Below are 17,350 nucleotides of genomic sequence, written 5' to 3'. Positions count from 1 at the left end.
CGACCTACCCCTTCCGCTTGACGTCCTTGACGTTGGAGAAGGTGATGCCCTCGGCGCGTTCCTGGGTGTAGCCGAGGTAGAATTCGTTCCTGGCCATGAACACGGGATCGCCGTCGACATCGTCGGCGATGGCGGAGTTGTTGGCGGCGACGAAAGTGTCCAGCTTCTTGCGGTCGTCGGAGGAGATCCAGCGCGCGAGCTGGAATTCCGACACCTCGAATTCCACCGGCAGCGAGTATTCGGCATCCAGCCGCGCCTTCAGCACATCGAGCTGCAGCGGGCCGACCACGCCGACGAGAGCCGGAGCGCCGTCGCGCGGGCGGAACACCTGCACGACGCCCTCCTCCGACATCTGCTGCAGGGCTTCCTTCAACTTCTTCGCCTTCATCGCGTCGGTGAGCCGCACGCGGCGGACGATTTCCGGCGCGAAGCTCGGCACGCCCACGAAGGTCAAATCCTCGCCTTCGGTGAGGGTATCGCCGATCCGCAGCGTGCCGTGGTTGGGAATGCCGACGACGTCGCCGGCGAAGGCCTCGTCCGCCACCGAACGGTCCTGGGCGAAGAAGAATTGCGGGCTGGACAGGCTCATGTTCTTGCCGGTGCGCACCAGCTTGGCCTTCATGCCGCGGCTGAGCTTGCCCGAGCAGAGCCGCGCGAACGCGATGCGGTCGCGGTGGTTCGGATCCATGTTGGCCTGGATCTTGAAGACGAAGGCGCTCATGCGCGGCTCGGCGGCTTCGACCTTGCGCAGATCGGAATCCTGCGCGCGCGGCGCCGGCGCGAACTGGCCGAGACCTTCGAGCAAATCGCCGACGCCGAAATTGCGCAGCGCGCTGCCGAAATAGACCGGCGTCAGATGACCCTCGCGGAACGCATCGAGCTCGAACGGCTTGCAGGCTTCCGACACCAGCGCGAGCTCCTCCTTGATCTCGGCGACGTCGAGATTGGGATTGCGGCTGGCGAGATCGGCGATGTCGATCTGCTCAGCCTGCCCGGTCTTGGCGCCGCCGCCTTCGAGCAGGCGCACGCCACCGTTCCTGACGTCATAGGTGCCCATGAAATCGCGGCCGCGGCCGACCGGCCAGGTCATCGGCGTGGTGTCGAGCGCCAGCGTCTTCTCGATCTCGTCCAGGAGGTCGAAGGTGTCGCGGCTCTCGCGGTCCATCTTGTTGATGAAGGTGATGATCGGGATGTCGCGCAGGCGGCAGACCTCGAACAGTTTTCGCGTGCGCGCCTCGATGCCCTTGGCGGCGTCGATCACCATGACGGCGGAGTCGACGGCGGTCAGCGTGCGATAGGTGTCTTCCGAAAAATCCTCGTGGCCCGGTGTGTCCAGGAGGTTGAACACGTGGTCCTGGAACTCGAAGGTCATCACCGAGGTGACCACCGAGATGCCACGCTCGCGCTCGATCTTCATCCAGTCGGAACGCGTGTTCCGCCGTTCGCCCTTGGCCTTGACCTGGCCGGCGAGATTGATGGCGCCGCCGAACAGCAGGAGCTTTTCGGTCAGCGTGGTCTTGCCGGCGTCCGGGTGGGAGATGATCGCAAACGTGCGCCGCCGCGCCACTTCATCGGCAAGCGGGGAACGAGACGGCGATTCGGCTGTCAGGGCAAGGTCGGACATGGCGGTGAGCGTTTGGCAGGGAAACTCGGGGCGATCAAGCCTATTTGGTGATTGCGGAGCGCGAAGGCCAGCCCCATATCGGGCCCGGGAAGGACGACCTTCCTGTTCACGACATCAGCCGCGGGGACGACCCTGCCCTATCAGGAGGGTCGTCATGGCCTGGACTATCTTGCTCATCGCCGGTCTGATGGAGATCGGCTGGGCGATCGGGCTCAAATATACCGAAGGTTTCACACGGCTCGTTCCATCGGTGCTGACGCTTCTGAGCATGGTCGGCAGCATTGTCCTGCTCGGGCTCGCGCTGAAGACGCTGCCGATCGGAACCGCCTATGCGGTGTGGACCGGCATCGGCGCGGTCGGAACGGCGATGCTCGGCATCATCCTGTTCGGCGAGCCAGCCACCGCGCTTCGGCTTTCGAGCATCGGGCTGATCGTGGCCGGCATTGTCGGCCTCAAGCTGGTCACCTGATCAGCGCAGCGCCAACACCACCCAATAGGTGACGGCCGCGACCGCGGCGGCGGCTGGAATGGTGATGACCCAGGCATAGACGATCGAACTTGCGACATTCCAGCGCACCGCCGAGACCCGGCGCGCCGCACCGACGCCGACGATGGCGCCGGTGATGGTGTGGGTGGTGGAAACGGGAACCCCGAGGAAGGTCGCCATGAACAGGGTCGCCGCCCCGCCGGTCTCCGCGCAAAAGCCCTGCATCGGCGTCAGCTTGGTGATGCGCAGCCCCATGGTGCGGACGATGCGCCAGCCACCCATCAGGGTGCCCAGCGCCATCGCGGCCTGGCAGGCCAGCACCACCCAGAACGGGATGCCGAACTCCTCGCCGAGATGTCCCTGCGAATAGAGCAGCACGCCGATGATGCCCATGGTCTTCTGCGCGTCATTGCCACCATGGCCGAGCGAATAGAGCGAGGCGGAGACGAATTGCAGGATGCGGAAGGCGCGGTCGACCGCGAACGGCGTCGAGCGCACCGACAGCCATGACACGATCGCGACCAGCACCAGTGCCAGCAGGAAGCCGATCAGTGGCGACAGCACGATCGCGAGCAGCGTCTTGGAGAGCCCGCTCCACACCGCCGCCGAGACCCCCGCCTTCGCCATGCCGCCGCCGACCAGGCCGCCGATCAGCGCATGCGAGCTCGACGAGGGAATGCCGAGCGCCCAGGTGATCACGTTCCAAACGATGGCGCCGACCAGCGCCGCGAAGATCACGGTGGCATCGACGACCTCGGGCTCGATGATCCCGGTGCCGATGGTGTTGGCGACGTGCAGTCCGAATACGGTGAACGCGACGAAGTTGAAGAACGCCGCCCAGAACACCGCGAAATGCGGCCGCAGCACGCGGGTCGAGACGATGGTCGCGATCGAATTCGCGGCGTCATGCAGGCCGTTCAGGAAATCGAACAGCAGGGCGACCGCGATCAGGATCACCAGGACCGGAAGACCAAGCGTGGCGTCCACGTAAACTGCCCTACACTTGCTCAATCACGATCGAGTTGATCTCGTTGGCGACGTCGTCGAAGCGGTCGGCGACTTTTTCGAGATGATCGTAGATCTCGGCGCCGACGATGAAATCCATCGTGTTGGCGTCGCGGTGCTTGAGGTAAAGCTCCTTCAGCCCGATGTCGTGGAGATCATCGACCCGGCCCTCGAGCTTGGTGAGCTCCTCCGTGATCTGCGTCAGCATCGAGACGTTGCTGCCGATCGACTGCAAGAGCGGCAGCGCGCGCCCGACCAGATTGGCGCATTCCACGATCAGTGTCCCCATCTCGCGCATCGGCGGCTCGAACGCGCGCACCTCGAACAGCACCACCGCCTTGGCGGTCTGCTGCATCTGGTCGACGGCATCGTCCATGGAGGTAATGAGGTTCTTGATGTCGCCGCGGTCGAACGGCGTGATGAAGGTGCGCCGGACGGCGGTCAGAACCTCGCGGGTGATGTTGTCGGCGTCATTCTCGAACTGGTTGACGCGCTGGCAGTGGACGGGCGTCTCGTCCCCACCCTTCAGCACATCCTGCAGCGCCATCGCGCACTGGACGGAGGTCTTGGCATGCCGGGCGAACAGGTCGAAAAACCGCTCCTCCTTGGGCAAAAAGGCTCGAAACCAGCGTAGCATAGGTCATATCCATCGTGCCGGACGGCCGCTCCGCAACCTGTCACAAAACTGTCATAGAACATTTTGTGCAGGAACGGCCAGCGCTCCGCCGCCGGAACCCGGTCATCCACCGCTTTGTGAAAGGGTCCCCGATGCCTTCGAGGGCCCAACGCAGCACGATTGCGTTGGGCTCCATCTCGCCACGCGATCGGTGCCGTAGCCTGGGTGGAACGCCAGCGTAACCCAGGGCCGTTAGTAAACGCGGACGCAGATGTCCCGGGTTACGCGTCCCGCTCCACCCGGGCTACGATGCGTAGCAAGCCCTACAGCGACCGCCTGAGCAAACGCGCGACCTCGCCGATGATGCCGCGGCGGAAGGTCAGCACGCAGGCGACGAAGATGACGCCCTGGATCACGGTCACCCACTGGCCGTAACCAGCCAGATATTGCTGCATGGCGATGATGATGAAGGCGCCGACCACGGGACCGAAAACGGTGCCGAGGCCGCCGACCAGCGTCATCAGCACGATCTCGCCGGACATCGACCAATGCACGTCGGTCAGCGAGGCGTTCTGGGCCACGAACACCTTGAGCGAGCCGGCAAAGCCCGCCAGCGTGCCAGACAGGATGAAGGCAAGCAGCTTGTACTGGTCGGTCTTGTAGCCGAGCGAGATCGCGCGCGGCTCATTCTCGCGGATCGACTTTAGCACCTCGCCGAAGGGCGAGTTGATGGTGCGGTAGATCAACAGGAAGCCGCCGAGGAAGCCGCCGAGCACGACGTAATAAAGCACCGTCGGCTTGGCGAGGTTGAAGACGCCGAACAGAAAGCCCTGCGGAATGCCCTGGATGCCGTCTTCGCCATGGGTGAACGGCGCCTGCAGGTAGATGAAGTAGAGGAGCTGCGACAGCGCCAGCGTGATCATCGAGAAGTAGATGCCCTGGCGGCGGATCGAGATGTAGCCGGTGATGACGGCAAGCCCGCAGGCCGCGGCCGTGCCGATGATGATGCCGAGCTCCGGCGGCAGCGCCCACACCTTCAGCGCATGCGCCGAGACGTAGCCGGCGGTGCCTAGGAACATCGCGTGGCCGAACGACAGCAGGCCGCCATAGCCGACCAGCAGGTTGAAGGCGCAGGCGAGCAGCGCAAAGCACAGCGCCTGCATCACGAAGAACGGATAGATGCCGGTGAGCGGCACGATGGCCAGCAGCACGGCCATTATGCCGAAAGCGACCATCTCGTCGCGCATCGCGCGCGGCGGGACCGGCAGGGTATCGTCGGTGAGTGCTGACATATCAGGCCGCCCGTCCGGTCAGTCCCGTCGGCTTCACAAGCAGGACCAGCACCATCAGGACGAACACGACGGTGTTGGAAGCCTCGGGATAAAAATACTTGGTCAGTCCCTCGATCACGCCGAGCGCAAAACCGGTGATGATCGATCCCATGATCGATCCCATGCCGCCGATCACCACCACCGCGAACACGACGATGATGAGGTCGGCGCCCATCAGCGGGCGGACCTGGTTGATCGGCGCCGACAGCACGCCTGCGAGCGCCGCAAGCCCGACGCCGAGGCCGTAGGTGAGCGTGATCATCCTGGGCACGTTGATGCCGAAGGCACGTACCAGCGTCGGATTTTCGGTCGCGGCGCGCAGATAGGCGCCGAGCTGCGTCTTCTCAATCAGGAACCAGGTGGCCAGGCATACCACCAGCGAGAACACGACCACCCAGCCGCGATAGACGGGCAGGAACATGAAGCCGAGATTCATGCCGCCGCGGAGCGCGTCGGGAATCTGGTACGGCAGGCCGGAAGAGCCGAAATAGTTCTGGAAGATGCCCTGGATGATCAGCGCGATGCCGAAGGTCAGCAGCAGGCCATAGACATGGTCGAGGCCGGACAGCCATTGCAGCATGGTCCGCTCCAGGATCATGCCGAAGATGCCGACCACGATGGGCGCGATGATCAGCGCCCACCAATAGCCGAGGCCGGCGATGTTGAGCAGGAAGTAGGCGCAGAAGGCGCCCATCATGTAGACCGCGCCATGGGCGAAATTGATGATGTTGAGCATGCCAAAAATCACGGCAAGCCCGAGGCTGAGCAGCGCGTAAAACGAGCCGTTGATCAGTCCCACCAGTAGCTGTGCGTAGAGAGCCTGCATCGCGTTGGCCTTCGCCCCCTCCCCCCCAAATGGAGCCCGCCGGCTTCACCGCCGGCGGGCGATGATAGTTACTTCTTGAGCAGCGCGCACTTGCTTTCGGAAAGCGGCGTGAACGCCTGGTCGGCCGGAACGGTGGCGACCAGCTTGTAGAAATCCCACGGTCCCTTGGATTCGGAGGGCTTCTTCACCTCGAACAGGTAGGCCGGATGGATGGCGCGGCCGTTCGGCTGGATCTCGCCCTTGCCGAACAGATCATCCTCGGTCGGGATCGACTTCATCTTCTCCACGACCTTGGCGCCGTCATGCGGATTGCCGCCGAGCGCTTCGAGCGCCTTGAAATAGTGACGCAGCCCCGCATAGACGCCGGCCTGGACCATGGACGGCATGGCGTGTCCCTTCGACCGCTCCGAGAACCGCTTGGAGAAAGCCCGGGTCTGGTCATTCATGTCCCAGTAGAAGGTCTCGGTGAAGTTCAGGCCCTGCGCGACATCGAGCCCCATCGCCTTGACGTCGGTGAGGAACAACAGCAGCGCCGCCAGCTTCTGGCCGCCGGAAACGATGCCGAACTCAGCGGCCTGCTTGATCGAGTTGGTGGTGTCGCCGCCCGCATTCGCAAGGCCGATGATCTTGGCCTTCGACGATTGCGCCTGCAGCAGGAAGGACGAGAAGTCCGAGGTGTTGAGCGGATGCTTGACGCTGCCGAGCACCTTGCCGCCATTGGCGGTGATGACGGCAGTCGTGTCGCGCTCCAGCGCGGCGCCGAAGGCGTAGTCGGCGGTGAGGAAGAACCAGGTGTCGCCGCCGGACTTCACCAGCGCCTGTCCGGTGGAATGCGCCAGCATGTAGGTGTCGTAGGTCCAGTGCACCGTGTTCGGCGTGCACTGGGCGTTGGTCAGGTCCGAAGTCGCCGCGCCGGAGTTGATGTAGACGCCGTTCTTCTCCTTGACGACGTTGTTGACGGCGAGCGCCACGCCGGAATTCGGTACGTCGACGATGATGTCGACCTTGTCGACGTCGAACCACTGCCGCGCGATGGTCGAGCCGATGTCGGGCTTGTTCTGGTGATCGCCGGAAATGACGTCGATCTTCCACCCCTTGGCGAGAAGCCCGGAGTCCTCAACCGCCATCTGCGCCGCGAGCGTCGAGCCGGGCCCGCCGAGATCTGAATAAAGCCCGGACTGGTCGGAGAGCGCACCGATCTTCGCGGTCTTGTCCTGGGCAAGCGCGAGGCCAACCGAGGCGAACGTCAGGGCGGTGCCAAGCAGCAACGCCGAAATCCTGTTCTTCATATGATTGTAGTCCCTCTTGCTTTTCTTGATGTCGGCAATTCAGACGCCGAGATAGGTGTGGAGCTTGTCCATGTTGGCGGAGAGCTCCGAATTGGCAAAACCGTCGATCACCTTGCCGTGCTCGACAATGTAATAGCGGTCAGCGACCGTCGATGCGAAACGGAAATTCTGCTCGACCAGCAGAATGGTAAAGCCCTCCGATTTGAGCCGCGCAATGGTATGGCCGATCTGCTGGATGATGACCGGCGCAAGCCCCTCGGTCGGTTCATCCAGCATCAGGAAACGTGCGCCGGTGCGCAGGATGCGCGCGATCGCGAGCATTTGCTGCTCGCCGCCGGACAGCTTGGTGCCCTGGCTGTTGAGACGCTCTTTCAAATTCGGAAACAGATCGAAGATCTGGTCGAGGGACAGGCCCCCGGGGCGCACGGTCGGCGGCAGCAGCAGGTTTTCGCGCACGTCCAGGCTTGCGAAAATGCCACGCTCCTCCGGGCAGAAAGCGATGCCCTTCCGTGCGATCCTGTCGGAGGACGCGCGGATGATCTCCTGGTTCTCGAAGCGGATCGAACCGGAGCGCTTGCCGATGATTCCCATCACCGATTTCAGCGTGGTCGTCTTGCCGGCGCCGTTGCGCCCGAGCAGCGTCACCACCTCGCCGGCATTCACATGAAAATTGATGCCGTGAAGGATGTGGGATTCGCCATACCAGGCCTGGAGGTCCTGCACGGCCAACACCTTCGCGTCCGCAGGTTTTGCGGCCGGAGCTTCAGCCATTTTCAGCTCAGGCATGACCGGCTCCCAGATAGGCTTCCTTCACGCGCTCGTCCTTGGAGAGGTCGGCATAATGGCCCTCCGCGAGCACCTGCCCTCGCGTCAACACGGTGATGATGTCGGAAAGATTCGCCACCACCGAGAGGTTATGTTCGACCATCAGGATGGTGTATTTCGCAGAAATGCGCTTGATCAAGGCGGCGATCTTGTCGATGTCCTCATGGCCCATGCCGGCCATCGGCTCGTCCAGCAACATCATCTCCGGGTCGAGCGCGATCGTCGTCGCAATCTCAAGGGCGCGCTTGCGGCCATAAGGCATCTCGACGGCGGGAATGTTGGCGAACTCGCTCAAGCCGACATCGTCAAGCAGTTCCAGCGCGCGGGCATTATAGCGGTCGAGCACGCTTTTCGAGCGCCAGAAATCGAAGGAATTGCCGTGTTGGCGCTGCAAAGCGACGCGGACATTCTCCAGTGCCGTCAGATGCGGAAAAACCGCCGAGATCTGAAACGAGCGCACCAATCCGAGACGCGCGACATCGGCCGGCGGCATCGCGGTGATGTCCTGCCCTTTATATGCAATCCGGCCGGCGGACGGCTTTAGGAATTTTGTCAGGAGGTTGAAGCATGTCGTCTTGCCGGCCCCGTTGGGCCCGATCAACGCATGGATGCTGCCGCGACGCACTTTCAACGCGACGTCGCGAACGGCGAAGAAACCCGCGAATTCCTTGGTCAATCCGTGGGTCTCGAGAATGAACTCGTCGGCCAAACAATTTCCCCCTCGGCCTCACCGCGATTGCGCGCGCGGCCAAATTTTTTCCTGATCCGGCTGGTTTTCCGCGAACCCGGAAACCCATCCCGGACCGCCGCCCCCGGCGGCGGAATATGCCGATGCAACATGGGTTAGGCAAGGCGGAAAGCTGAGCACCGAGGACGCACCCCTCATCGGTTCCGTCTTCTCCAATAGTCGAATTGCAGCCGCCCCCGGTTTGTCGCTTCGGAAAGCCGCCATTAACGGTATTTTGCCGCGCAGCCAAGCCTTCATAGAATATTTCCGCGTCCAGCCGATGCTCTGGCCATCTGGTCCTGGGACGGATTTTCGACCTTGGAATTCGAGAGCACCAATTCATCGATCGTGAAATCGATCCGGCAGCGCGATCTGCTGAACGCTTGGCTCAGGCTGTATGCCCGTGACCGGTCGACGCCACGCGTCGACGAGTACGAGCCGGAGCGGCTAGAGGATGAGAGGCTCGACCTTGTCAACTACACGGTCGAGGCTGAATGTCAGCCGCCGCGATTGACGATCCAGAGCGAGGGCACGCGGATGGCGCACGCCTACGGCCACACCGGAAAGGGCCGCGCTCTCGACGACTATCTGGGCCCGCGCCTCGCGCCGATCGTAATGCCAGTCTACCACGAGTGCATCGCGCGCGGCCTGCCGGTCTACACGATCGCCCATATCGACGACATCTATGGACGGACGGTCGCCTATGAGCGGCTGCTCCTGCCGTTTGGCGAAGACGGCCAGGTCACCCGCATCATCGCCTCGCTGAAGACGATCTGCGAGGACGGCCATTTCGAAATCAAGAACCTGATGCGTGGCAGCGACAAGCTGCCTGTGCCAAAGCTGTGCGCGGTCATCGATCGCGATCTCTTCCATCGCACCCCCGGCCGCCTCGCAGCCGCCGACGTGCTCGAATTCGATTAGGACTCATAACCGCCTGGCGTGTGCTTTGAGGCGCAAACCGGAAAACGTTCGCTCGGTCTGAACCTCACCGCTTCTGCCCCATTGCGGACCTCGGAATACCGGCCGATGATCCGGGCATGATAAGCCGTCAACCTATACTCATAGTCTTCGGCGGCCTTCCGGGCACCGGGAAGACGACAGTTTCTCGCGAGCTGACAAGACGTCTCGCGGCTACATATCTTCGTATCGACGCTATCGAGCAGACCTTGCAGGAGGCAGGCCAAACGGTCGGCACGATGGGTTATGTCGTAGCCAACGCACTGGCGGCTGAAAATCTTGAGCTCGGCCGCATCGTTATAGCAGACTGCGTAAATCCAGTCCTCGCAAGCCGCGTCGGATGGCGACAGACCGCCTTGCAAAGATCGGCACCCATCGCTGAGATCGAAGTAGTTTGCAGCGACTTGGTTTTGTACCGGCAACGGGTGGAAGGCCGCACCTCAGACATCAGTGGCCTCAGGTTGCCAACGTGGGACGAAATAGTGAACCGGCACTATGAACCGTGGGATCGAGACCATCTGGTGCTCGATACCGCCGATGGTTCATTCGATCATTTGCTCGAACGGGCGGAGTCGTATGTTCGCGCCAAGATCGGCTAGTCCGCTTGTGGCACAACGCAGCGGTCCCGGATTGTCCGCTTCCGCGCCGCTGCCGGGAGCTAAGCAGATGTGAGCCCGAGAGGTCTCGTTGCTTTTTGAGTACACGCCCTACTGCCCGCCGGCCGATTGCCCCAGGTGCCCGTCTACGCGGCGCAGGAACAGTTTCACCATCAGTACTTGTCATTGCCCCGAGGACTTATCTGGCTCACTTCTGTGAAGCCGATCTGCCTTGGTCGCCATAGCATTTCCTTGTTGGTCGTAATACTTCGGCATCTCGTTAGGATCGATCGCGTCCTCACTTCTCTGTCCGAGAAAGTAGAATCCGCTCGCCGCGTCGGCGACGGTGCGTCCCCGGCTAACGTTGTCGAGAAATCGAATCCAGAAGAATGGCAGCGAGATCAATCGAGACAACTTATCTCCTGCACCGAGCGCACGGGAGAAGTACCGGATCGACCAGACGAGTGCACACCCGCACCGCTGGTCGGTCCGGCGCTGATCTCCGAAAACCGCCTGAACAGCCAACGATGTCCGCTCTGCGTAAACCGTGAAAAATCGTAGGCGCGTTCGTGCACTTGCTGCATGAATGGTGTTTCCGCGTAGACTAAGCCGTCAGGCCGAAGCACGCGATGAATTTCAGCAACGACCGTTGCGGGCTCCAGGACATGCTCGAGCACTGCCTGAATCCAAACGCCGTCGAATACCCCATCATCGAAGGGCAGCTTATGGGCATCGGCAACCAAGCTGGTGTAAGGAGATGCGAAGACATCAGTTCCGAGCAGCTCGATGGAAGTGGCGTTGTAGAGCTCGTCTGCACCCGAGCCGATCGTTCCGCCGCCGACGACCAGGACGTTGGCCCGGTCGCGACGTTGCTTCAGAAGTTCCACGAACTTTGCGCAATTTGACGCGGCGACTGGGTTCTTGCCAAAGCCGAACCGATGAAGCCGCGAGCCAAGCGAGCGGCGGGTCAGGTCGCGAGCGAGCGCAGATCCGTTCTCGGCGCGATACATCTTGCGATCGAAAATACTCGTCGCAAAATCGATTAAGACCGGCTGCCCTCCTGCGACCGGAAAACCTGCCGCGCTGTATTCGCAGGCTGCGTTCGAGCACGCTGGGTCAGTGTCCAGATTTCGCAATTTCGACGAGCACCGAGGACAGCGAACGTGGTGTTTCCAGCGCGCAGTGTCTGTAGGCTCCCTGGCACCTTCGGTTATAGTGGAATGCAACGAAACCCTCTCGAGTTTAGCCAAACGTCAGCATGTAGCTCAGTTGCTTCGACCTATCTGCTAACACCTGAGCTCAATTTCGGCAAAACGAGTATTGCTGTTTATCGCGGCCATGTCCGGCACGCGACAAATTCTTCGGCCGGAAAGTGCTGAAGCCTCAAAACATGTTCCATGACGAAGGCCGATCGCGTTCTGGTGCAAGTTGCTCGGACGAGCTACGACCGCAATCTTGCCCAACAACAGGACCTTGTTTAGGCATATTCTTGGCGGAGATTTGCCATCTGGAATAGCGATTTTTAAATGGGGGCATTAAATGGGTCGACGATTATGATTGCTCCGAAGAGTTTTCGCTTCTTCCTGAAATACGCATTAACTGATCCGTCGCGGCTGACCGACATGATCCGGCGTAGGGCGCTCGAGCAGATCAAAGCAGCGCCAACTGGTATCGCAAGAACGCATTTTAATGGCGTGCAGTATGAAATAGACATGTCGCTGCATCGCTTGATGGCGAAGTATTTTTTTCAGACCCATGAGATGTTTCTTGAACGGATCTTCAGGCACTTCTTGAGTCCTGGAACGACCTTCATTGATATCGGCGCTAACTGCGGTTACTGGTCTGCTTATGCACTGTCGCTAGTGGGTCAGACCGGGGAAGTGCACGCATTTGAGCCGGTACCTCAGTATTTCGCCTTTATCCAACGTCTCGCCGAACTCAATCCGGACTATCAGATTATCGCCAATCAGACCGCTTGCGGCGCTCTCCGCGGAAACTCCATGATGGCCGTCGTTGCGCCGCGCCCGGAGAATTTCGACAACTATGATACGAACATCGGATCGAGTTCACTTGCCGCCGGTTTTCTCGATCACGCGCAGGAGCTCACCGAGAACATCAGCGTCGGTGTCATCGCTCTGGATGATTATGTGCGCGAACGGAAGATTGATCTCGATCGAGTAAGTCTGATCAAGATCGACGTCGAAGGGTTTGAATCGGCGGTATTTGACGGGATGCAGGCGGTCCTGGCAAAGGACGGCCGCAAAGTCCCGCTTCTCTGTGAAATTCTCACAGACCTAAACCGTTCCCAGCCGCTCGATGGTAGGCTGATCATCGAGCGGCTCGAAGATTACGGATACCGCTGCCTTGATGCGACGCATTTGCGGCGGATCAACCGTCACGCCCTCGGCTTTGAAGAGAACATTCTTTGTGTGTAATGCTCACCATGGAGAATGTGCCGCAGCTAGACTGCGCTGTAGAGCCGCCCCCGCTGTACTGCGGTGATTGATCCCGCTACTGCGTCTTCTGACGCGGATCGTCCTTTGGATTGATGTAGTTGATGCTCCACGGACCGGTGCTGTTGAGCTGAATGACCGTGTCTTCGTCGGCGAAGAAAGAGTGCGCCGAACCAGGGGACAGCGCAAAGAAACTGCCCGCGGGAAGAACCTGAGCCTTGTCGTGATCGGCCGCGGTTCCCATCCCCAAGCGCGCTGTCCCTGAGACCACGGTAACGATCTCCGGCTTGGGATGGGTGTGCGGAGCAACATGATAACCCCTCGGCACCTTCAGCCGAAACGCAAACAGGCCTTCCTTGCTCGGGTCGCCGTAAAGCACCGCCGCCTGCGCTCCGGCTGGAACGGAGGGAGGCGCCGGTCCCCACTTGATGTCCTGGGGCGAGACCACATTGTGCTCGCCCGTCTCCTGACCAACGGCGCTGCCAGCCACCAGCGCTCCTAGTCCGATCGCCGTCATCGCTGCAATGTTGAGAAGGATATGCCTGCTCATTGTGACTCCTCCATTAGCTTGATCACCTCCGCGCGCGAATCCGCGCGTTATGGATGGTAGAAATCAGCGGCAAGATGGTTTGCTGAGATGGCGGTGCGCGCTTACGGCAGTGTCCCTGCCCATTCGCCCCAAACAGAATTTCGGCGCGGTCCGTCTCCAGCGCAGCCGCTTACAATCTACTCTATCTTGCGGCCGTGAGAGAGAGCTTTTGTTGACGCAGGCCAAGCGAACGACAATGTCGGGTTCGGGTCATTTTCGACCGTTTCAGCGAACTCGCGGATTATGACTGGGCCGCGATCGGCCGGGATTCACAAATCGACAACGACATCACCAAGCGGCCGTGAGCAGCAAACCAGAACGTTGCCGTCGGCAGGCTGATCGAGTGGCTCCGGTCCATAGGCGACCGCGCCCGAAACCAAACCGCTTTCACAGTTATGACAAACACCGGTCCGACACGACCAACGAACCGGCACATCGCACGCCTCGGCCAGCTCCAAAATGCTCTGATAGGCTGACGCTTTCCAGTGTGCGGCGACGCCGCTTCGCGCGAACGATACCAGCGGACCGGTGTTGGCATCGTCTCCCGGCGGATGAGGCGCTCGCGTTGCTGCGCCGACGATACCGGGAGTCATCGACTCGCTGCCGTTGAAAATTTCGACATGAACCCGCTCCCGCGGCACGCCAAATGCCGCGAGCGCGGCTTTCATGTCCGCCATGAAGCGGGTCGGCCCACAGAGATAGACATCCGCCTCTCGCGGGATGCCGACCTCGTCGAAGACCGATTGCGACAGATGACCGGTCGCGTCGAAGTCCTCGCCGATCTTATCGCCCGAGCCCGGCCTGCTATAGCAAACATAGCTGCGGCCGCGGGTGAGCCCGAGCATGAGGCGGCGGACCTCGGCGGCAAATGGATGATGCTGCCGGTCGCGAGCCGTATGCAGCCACAAGACCTGCCGTGTCGAGCGGGCCTCGGCCAGCGCCTGCAGCATCGCCAGGACAGGCGTCGCTCCGATTCCCGCGCTGAGCAGCACCACCGGCCGCTCCCCGGACTGCAGAATGAAGCTTCCACGCGGCGAGCTGACGTCGAGAACATCGCCCACCTGGAGATGCTCCCGCAGGTAGGTTCCGGCCGTCCCGTTTGGCTCGATCTTCACGCTGATCCGATAGCGCTCCGTCGAGGGGGGACCCGAGAGGGAGTAGCTGCGAAACAGCGGCGGGCCGCCGCCGGTCGGTCGAAGACGCAAGACTATGTACTGACCTGGCAAAGACGGCCGCAGCGGCTGACCATCCGGATCCTGCATCGACAGGGAGAGGACGTCCGCGGACTCCTGATCAATCGCCGCGACCACGAGCGGCTGAAATCCCGGTGCAACCGGGTGCGCGGCTGCTGTCGGCGCGAGCCCCGCGTTGCCACTCCCCGCGGCAGTCGTCTGGCTCTGCAGCAACGCCTCAAACGACGAGCGCCATCCAGGCGAAAGCGCCTCGATCCGCAAGGCGCGCTCCAATCGGTCACGCGGATGATTTGGCGAATAGAGAAGCGCGTTGATCTCTGCGACGGTCATTCGCTCATTCGCCTCTCCGACCTTTACGATTTCATCGCCGGCGCCCACCTCGCCTTCCCTTAGGACGCGGAAGTAAAACCCCGGCCGTCCGCTGGATGTCAGCAATGCCGGCATCCGTGGCTCGTTCATCCGAATGCCAACGCGATAACAGGTCACGCGAGGCTGAGTGACCTCGAACAGCGCAGTGCCGATTTGATAATGGTCGCCGATGCACACGGCATCATCGGACAATCCTTCGATCGTGAAATTTTCGCCGAACTGTCCGTGGACGAAGTCGGTCCTGTTTAGCTGATCCTGCCAATGACGATACGATTCGATCTGGTAGACGAAGACGGCTCGCTGCTCACCTCCGTGGCCGCCCAGGTCCCCTTGACCGTCTCCGTCGAGATTCAGCCGCCCTGCCCGACAGCGGCCACGCACCGGACTTTTCCAGATCCCGGTGTGTACAGTGCGCCCCTTCCACTCGATATCGCGCGGAAGCCCGACGTTGACCGACAGTAATCGCGCCATGTCCCGCTCCGCTTTGATGGGGACCGGAAGTTTTCCTAGCCACTCGCAGCCGCTGGGGGACCGCCATCGGATGACCGCTCATGCCCGTTTGCAGGGCGGTCCACCTCGGCGACGTCGAGGTTGCGATCGGGACCATGCGGGACCACCGTCTGACCAGGCTCAAGATGGAGCTGAGTGCCATCGAGAAGGACCGTGACGATATCAGGTTCGAACGACACCAGGTTGGAGATGCGGCGCACCTCGGGATAGGCATCAGGATAGGACCAGGCCGCCTGGCGTGCGTCACCGATACTGTAGTAGCTGCACAGTCCTTTGTACGGGCAGAAGGTCTGGAGTTTCACGGGAGTGAGGGCCGACTCATCGATGTCAGCGCGTGGAACGTACCAGCGCGGCGCGAAGCCGGACTCGTAGAGGACCAACGGCCGCTTGGTGTCGGCGATGATCCGATCACCATGGCGGACCACGAGGCTACGAGACGCCTGGCGAATGTCGATGCGGTGGTAGGGGTCAGCGGCATGGCCCAGGATTCGCTCGTCTTCTTCGTAGAAAGCATCCATGGCACGCCAGGCGAACGCGACGCGTGCCTGCAATGCGCTGGCATGGGCGGGCAGACCGGTGTGCTGCCACGCCCCGCGCGGCGCGATGTGTTGCTCGTCCGCCCGGACGCTGTACCAGGACGTGAGTCCGAGATCGGGGTGCTGCGTAGTATGCTCGGTGCGTTCCAGGACGTGTGGAGAGACATCGGTCTCCGGGAAGTAGGCTACCGGATAACGCCCTGGTTCGAAGAGCAGGAGGACATGCTCGCTATCGGCGATCCAGATTTCCCCGAAACGCACGCGCATGCGCCGGCGCAAACGCTCTACGTATAACAATCGCTTGGGCAGCGGTTCGGGCACGAGGAACCGGCCAAATGCTCCCGTTGAGAGCGGGCCTTGTTGCCAGGACAGTCCCACTGCTCTCTCCCTCTAGGTTGATGATCGAGGCCGGCAGACGTCCGGAAGTATATCTACCCTGGAACGGAGACCAGCAGCAAGGTTCCATGAGCCTCCTGCCGATCAAGGCGACGCCTCGCTGTCGATCTTGAGCATCGCCTTCATGTTGGGATGGAAGCGGCAGTAGTAGTCGACGGTGCCCGCTTTCTTCAGGACGTAAGTCACGGTCTTCTTAGGCGGTATCATCACGTCGAAATTGCCGTTCTTGGCGGTCGCGGTGTGCGCGACCACGTCCTTGTTCACCCACTCGATGGTATCGCCGGCCTTGGCCGTCGCCTCGGCCGGCGAGACCACCAGATTTTCCATCACGATCGTGATCGTCGCCGCATGTGCCGGGACCGCCATCGCCGCAAGGGAAAGCACGCCGGCAATCAGAGGAAGGCGTCCGGGCTGCATGGGGAGCCCCTCTCCTTCAAGGTTACTTCAGCTCTGCGGCGACATGCTCGGCATGCTGCTCGTGGCCTTGAAAGATCTTCAGGCCGGTCTGCAGCAAGCCCTTCAGTTCGGCGTTGCTGGCCGACGGGATCAACTTCGTTTCCAGCGCGCTGTCGACGGTCTTGTGATAGGCGACCTCGTTGGCGATGTAGGCCTTGTCGAAGGCGGCGCCGTGGAGCTCGCCGAGCTCGGCGAGCTTGTCGGCCGCCTGCTTCGAGAGTGCCTTGCTGGTGTCGTTATCCTCGGGCGTGACATTGAGTTTCTTGACGAGGTCAAGCGCCTGCTTGTTTACGGCCTCATGGTCGCGCACCATGTCTTCCGCGAACGCCTTGACGTCCTTGTTGCTGGCCTTCGTCAGCGCCTGCTTGGCCGCCGCGATATCGATACTGCCGGCGGTGTATGCGATGTGGGCGATCTGTGGATCGGTGAGCTTGCTTTCGGCAAGCGCTGGGCTGCTCAGCAACACCACCGCGGCGATCACCGCTCCCAATTGAGCGAACATATCTGGTCCTCCTGTGGCGCCGCGGGGTTCCCGACGGCGCATTTCGTTTGCACAGGAGTTGGA

18 protein-coding genes are annotated in these 17,350 nt (G+C 61.6%); 4 read left to right on the top strand and 14 right to left on the bottom strand.

The window, feature by feature from the left end; all coding sequences use genetic code 11:
- Positions 1–4: 4 nt before the first annotated feature.
- Entirely contained in the window at positions 5–1,624 is a 1,620-nt protein-coding gene (locus ACZYOF_RS08230) for a peptide chain release factor 3 (RefSeq protein WP_463715425.1), read from the bottom strand.
- Between the two features lie 154 nt (positions 1,625–1,778).
- Between ACZYOF_RS08230 and sugE the strand changes: the two genes are divergently transcribed.
- On the top strand, positions 1,779–2,093 hold the full coding sequence (gene sugE, locus ACZYOF_RS08225; RefSeq protein WP_282529924.1) for a quaternary ammonium compound efflux SMR transporter SugE: 315 nt from the start codon (positions 1,779–1,781) through the stop codon (positions 2,091–2,093).
- Here the strand turns inward: sugE and ACZYOF_RS08220 are convergent, their stop codons facing one another.
- The 7 genes from ACZYOF_RS08220 to ACZYOF_RS08190 form a co-directional block, all read right to left on the bottom strand.
- Positions 2,094–3,098, bottom strand: a complete 1,005-nt coding sequence (locus ACZYOF_RS08220; RefSeq protein WP_282529923.1) for an inorganic phosphate transporter — start codon at positions 3,096–3,098, stop codon at positions 2,094–2,096.
- A gap of 10 nt (positions 3,099–3,108) precedes the next feature.
- Complete coding sequence (locus ACZYOF_RS08215; RefSeq protein ID WP_130582311.1) at positions 3,109–3,753, bottom strand: DUF47 domain-containing protein; 645 nt, start codon at positions 3,751–3,753, stop codon at positions 3,109–3,111.
- Between the two features lie 302 nt (positions 3,754–4,055).
- Positions 4,056–5,024, bottom strand: coding sequence for a branched-chain amino acid ABC transporter permease (locus ACZYOF_RS08210; RefSeq protein WP_282529921.1), 969 nt, complete (start codon positions 5,022–5,024; stop codon positions 4,056–4,058).
- 1 nt (position 5,025) lies between these two features.
- The gene (locus tag ACZYOF_RS08205; RefSeq protein ID WP_130582313.1) at positions 5,026–5,889 is read right to left on the bottom strand and encodes a branched-chain amino acid ABC transporter permease; all 864 of its coding nucleotides are present in this window, start codon (positions 5,887–5,889) and stop codon (positions 5,026–5,028) included.
- A gap of 68 nt (positions 5,890–5,957) precedes the next feature.
- The gene (locus tag ACZYOF_RS08200; protein WP_130582314.1) at positions 5,958–7,178 is read right to left on the bottom strand and encodes an ABC transporter substrate-binding protein; all 1,221 of its coding nucleotides are present in this window, start codon (positions 7,176–7,178) and stop codon (positions 5,958–5,960) included.
- Positions 7,179–7,217: 39 nt separating this feature from the next.
- Positions 7,218–7,964, bottom strand: coding sequence for an ABC transporter ATP-binding protein (locus tag ACZYOF_RS08195; RefSeq protein WP_463715424.1), 747 nt, complete (start codon positions 7,962–7,964; stop codon positions 7,218–7,220).
- Positions 7,957–8,712, bottom strand: a complete 756-nt coding sequence (locus ACZYOF_RS08190) for an ABC transporter ATP-binding protein (RefSeq protein WP_028166030.1) — start codon at positions 8,710–8,712, stop codon at positions 7,957–7,959. The genes ACZYOF_RS08195 and ACZYOF_RS08190 overlap by 8 nt, the downstream gene beginning before the upstream one ends.
- A 336-nt stretch (positions 8,713–9,048) precedes the next feature.
- Here ACZYOF_RS08190 and ACZYOF_RS08185 point away from each other — a divergent pair, with 336 nt between their 5' ends.
- Together ACZYOF_RS08185 and ACZYOF_RS08180 are read left to right on the top strand one after the other, a co-directional pair.
- Positions 9,049–9,651, top strand: a complete 603-nt coding sequence (locus tag ACZYOF_RS08185) for a PAS domain-containing protein (protein ID WP_463715423.1) — start codon at positions 9,049–9,051, stop codon at positions 9,649–9,651.
- A gap of 116 nt (positions 9,652–9,767) precedes the next feature.
- Entirely contained in the window at positions 9,768–10,286 is a 519-nt protein-coding gene (locus ACZYOF_RS08180; RefSeq protein WP_463715422.1) for a P-loop nucleotide/nucleoside kinase family protein, read from the top strand.
- Between the two features lie 398 nt (positions 10,287–10,684).
- On the opposite strand, the gene ACZYOF_RS08175 is transcribed toward ACZYOF_RS08180, so the two are convergent.
- Complete coding sequence (locus tag ACZYOF_RS08175) at positions 10,685–11,419, bottom strand: class I SAM-dependent methyltransferase (protein ID WP_463715421.1); 735 nt, start codon at positions 11,417–11,419, stop codon at positions 10,685–10,687.
- A 417-nt stretch (positions 11,420–11,836) separates the two neighbouring features.
- On the opposite strand from ACZYOF_RS08175, the gene ACZYOF_RS08170 reads away from it, so the two are divergent.
- Entirely contained in the window at positions 11,837–12,718 is an 882-nt protein-coding gene (locus tag ACZYOF_RS08170; protein WP_463715420.1) for an FkbM family methyltransferase, read from the top strand.
- A 76-nt stretch (positions 12,719–12,794) separates the two neighbouring features.
- On the opposite strand, the gene ACZYOF_RS08165 is transcribed toward ACZYOF_RS08170, so the two are convergent.
- From ACZYOF_RS08165 to ACZYOF_RS08145, 5 genes are all read right to left on the bottom strand, one after another.
- Positions 12,795–13,286, bottom strand: coding sequence for a cupin domain-containing protein (locus ACZYOF_RS08165; protein WP_282529917.1), 492 nt, complete (start codon positions 13,284–13,286; stop codon positions 12,795–12,797).
- Between the two features lie 308 nt (positions 13,287–13,594).
- Positions 13,595–15,358 (bottom strand): MOSC domain-containing protein, encoded by a 1,764-nt coding sequence (locus ACZYOF_RS08160; RefSeq protein ID WP_463715419.1) that lies wholly within the window; start codon positions 15,356–15,358, stop codon positions 13,595–13,597.
- A 35-nt stretch (positions 15,359–15,393) separates the two neighbouring features.
- Positions 15,394–16,311, bottom strand: coding sequence for a DUF427 domain-containing protein (locus tag ACZYOF_RS08155; RefSeq protein ID WP_463715418.1), 918 nt, complete (start codon positions 16,309–16,311; stop codon positions 15,394–15,396).
- Between the two features lie 102 nt (positions 16,312–16,413).
- On the bottom strand, positions 16,414–16,746 hold the full coding sequence (locus tag ACZYOF_RS08150) for a cupredoxin domain-containing protein (RefSeq protein WP_463715417.1): 333 nt from the start codon (positions 16,744–16,746) through the stop codon (positions 16,414–16,416).
- Between the two features lie 22 nt (positions 16,747–16,768).
- The gene (locus ACZYOF_RS08145; RefSeq protein WP_463715416.1) at positions 16,769–17,287 is read right to left on the bottom strand and encodes a DUF4142 domain-containing protein; all 519 of its coding nucleotides are present in this window, start codon (positions 17,285–17,287) and stop codon (positions 16,769–16,771) included.
- Positions 17,288–17,350 lie beyond the last annotated feature (63 nt).

Source organism: Bradyrhizobium sp. LeoA1Lang (assembly GCF_055413685.1).
The sequence above is the reverse complement of the archived record's forward strand: the minus strand, read 5'-3'. Positions and strand labels throughout refer to the sequence as shown.

Bases quoted from the DNA above. Each gene is read 5' to 3' on its own strand.
- ACZYOF_RS08230 (WP_463715425.1), bottom strand. From the start codon at position 1,624: ATGTCCGACCTTGCCCTGACAGCCGAATCGCCGTCTCGTTCCCCGCTT.
- sugE (WP_282529924.1), top strand. From the start codon at position 1,779: ATGGCCTGGACTATCTTGCTCATCGCCGGTCTGATGGAGATCGGCTGG.
- ACZYOF_RS08215 (WP_130582311.1), bottom strand. From the start codon at position 3,753: ATGCTACGCTGGTTTCGAGCCTTTTTGCCCAAGGAGGAGCGGTTTTTC.
- ACZYOF_RS08210 (WP_282529921.1), bottom strand. From the start codon at position 5,024: ATGTCAGCACTCACCGACGATACCCTGCCGGTCCCGCCGCGCGCGATG.
- ACZYOF_RS08205 (WP_130582313.1), bottom strand. From the start codon at position 5,889: ATGCAGGCTCTCTACGCACAGCTACTGGTGGGACTGATCAACGGCTCG.
- ACZYOF_RS08200 (WP_130582314.1), bottom strand. From the start codon at position 7,178: ATGAAGAACAGGATTTCGGCGTTGCTGCTTGGCACCGCCCTGACGTTC.
- ACZYOF_RS08195 (WP_463715424.1), bottom strand. From the start codon at position 7,964: ATGCCTGAGCTGAAAATGGCTGAAGCTCCGGCCGCAAAACCTGCGGAC.
- ACZYOF_RS08180 (WP_463715422.1), top strand. From the start codon at position 9,768: ATGATAAGCCGTCAACCTATACTCATAGTCTTCGGCGGCCTTCCGGGC.
- ACZYOF_RS08170 (WP_463715420.1), top strand. From the start codon at position 11,837: ATGATTGCTCCGAAGAGTTTTCGCTTCTTCCTGAAATACGCATTAACT.
- ACZYOF_RS08165 (WP_282529917.1), bottom strand. From the start codon at position 13,286: ATGAGCAGGCATATCCTTCTCAACATTGCAGCGATGACGGCGATCGGA.
- ACZYOF_RS08160 (WP_463715419.1), bottom strand. From the start codon at position 15,358: ATGGCGCGATTACTGTCGGTCAACGTCGGGCTTCCGCGCGATATCGAG.
- ACZYOF_RS08150 (WP_463715417.1), bottom strand. From the start codon at position 16,746: ATGCAGCCCGGACGCCTTCCTCTGATTGCCGGCGTGCTTTCCCTTGCG.
- ACZYOF_RS08145 (WP_463715416.1), bottom strand. From the start codon at position 17,287: ATGTTCGCTCAATTGGGAGCGGTGATCGCCGCGGTGGTGTTGCTGAGC.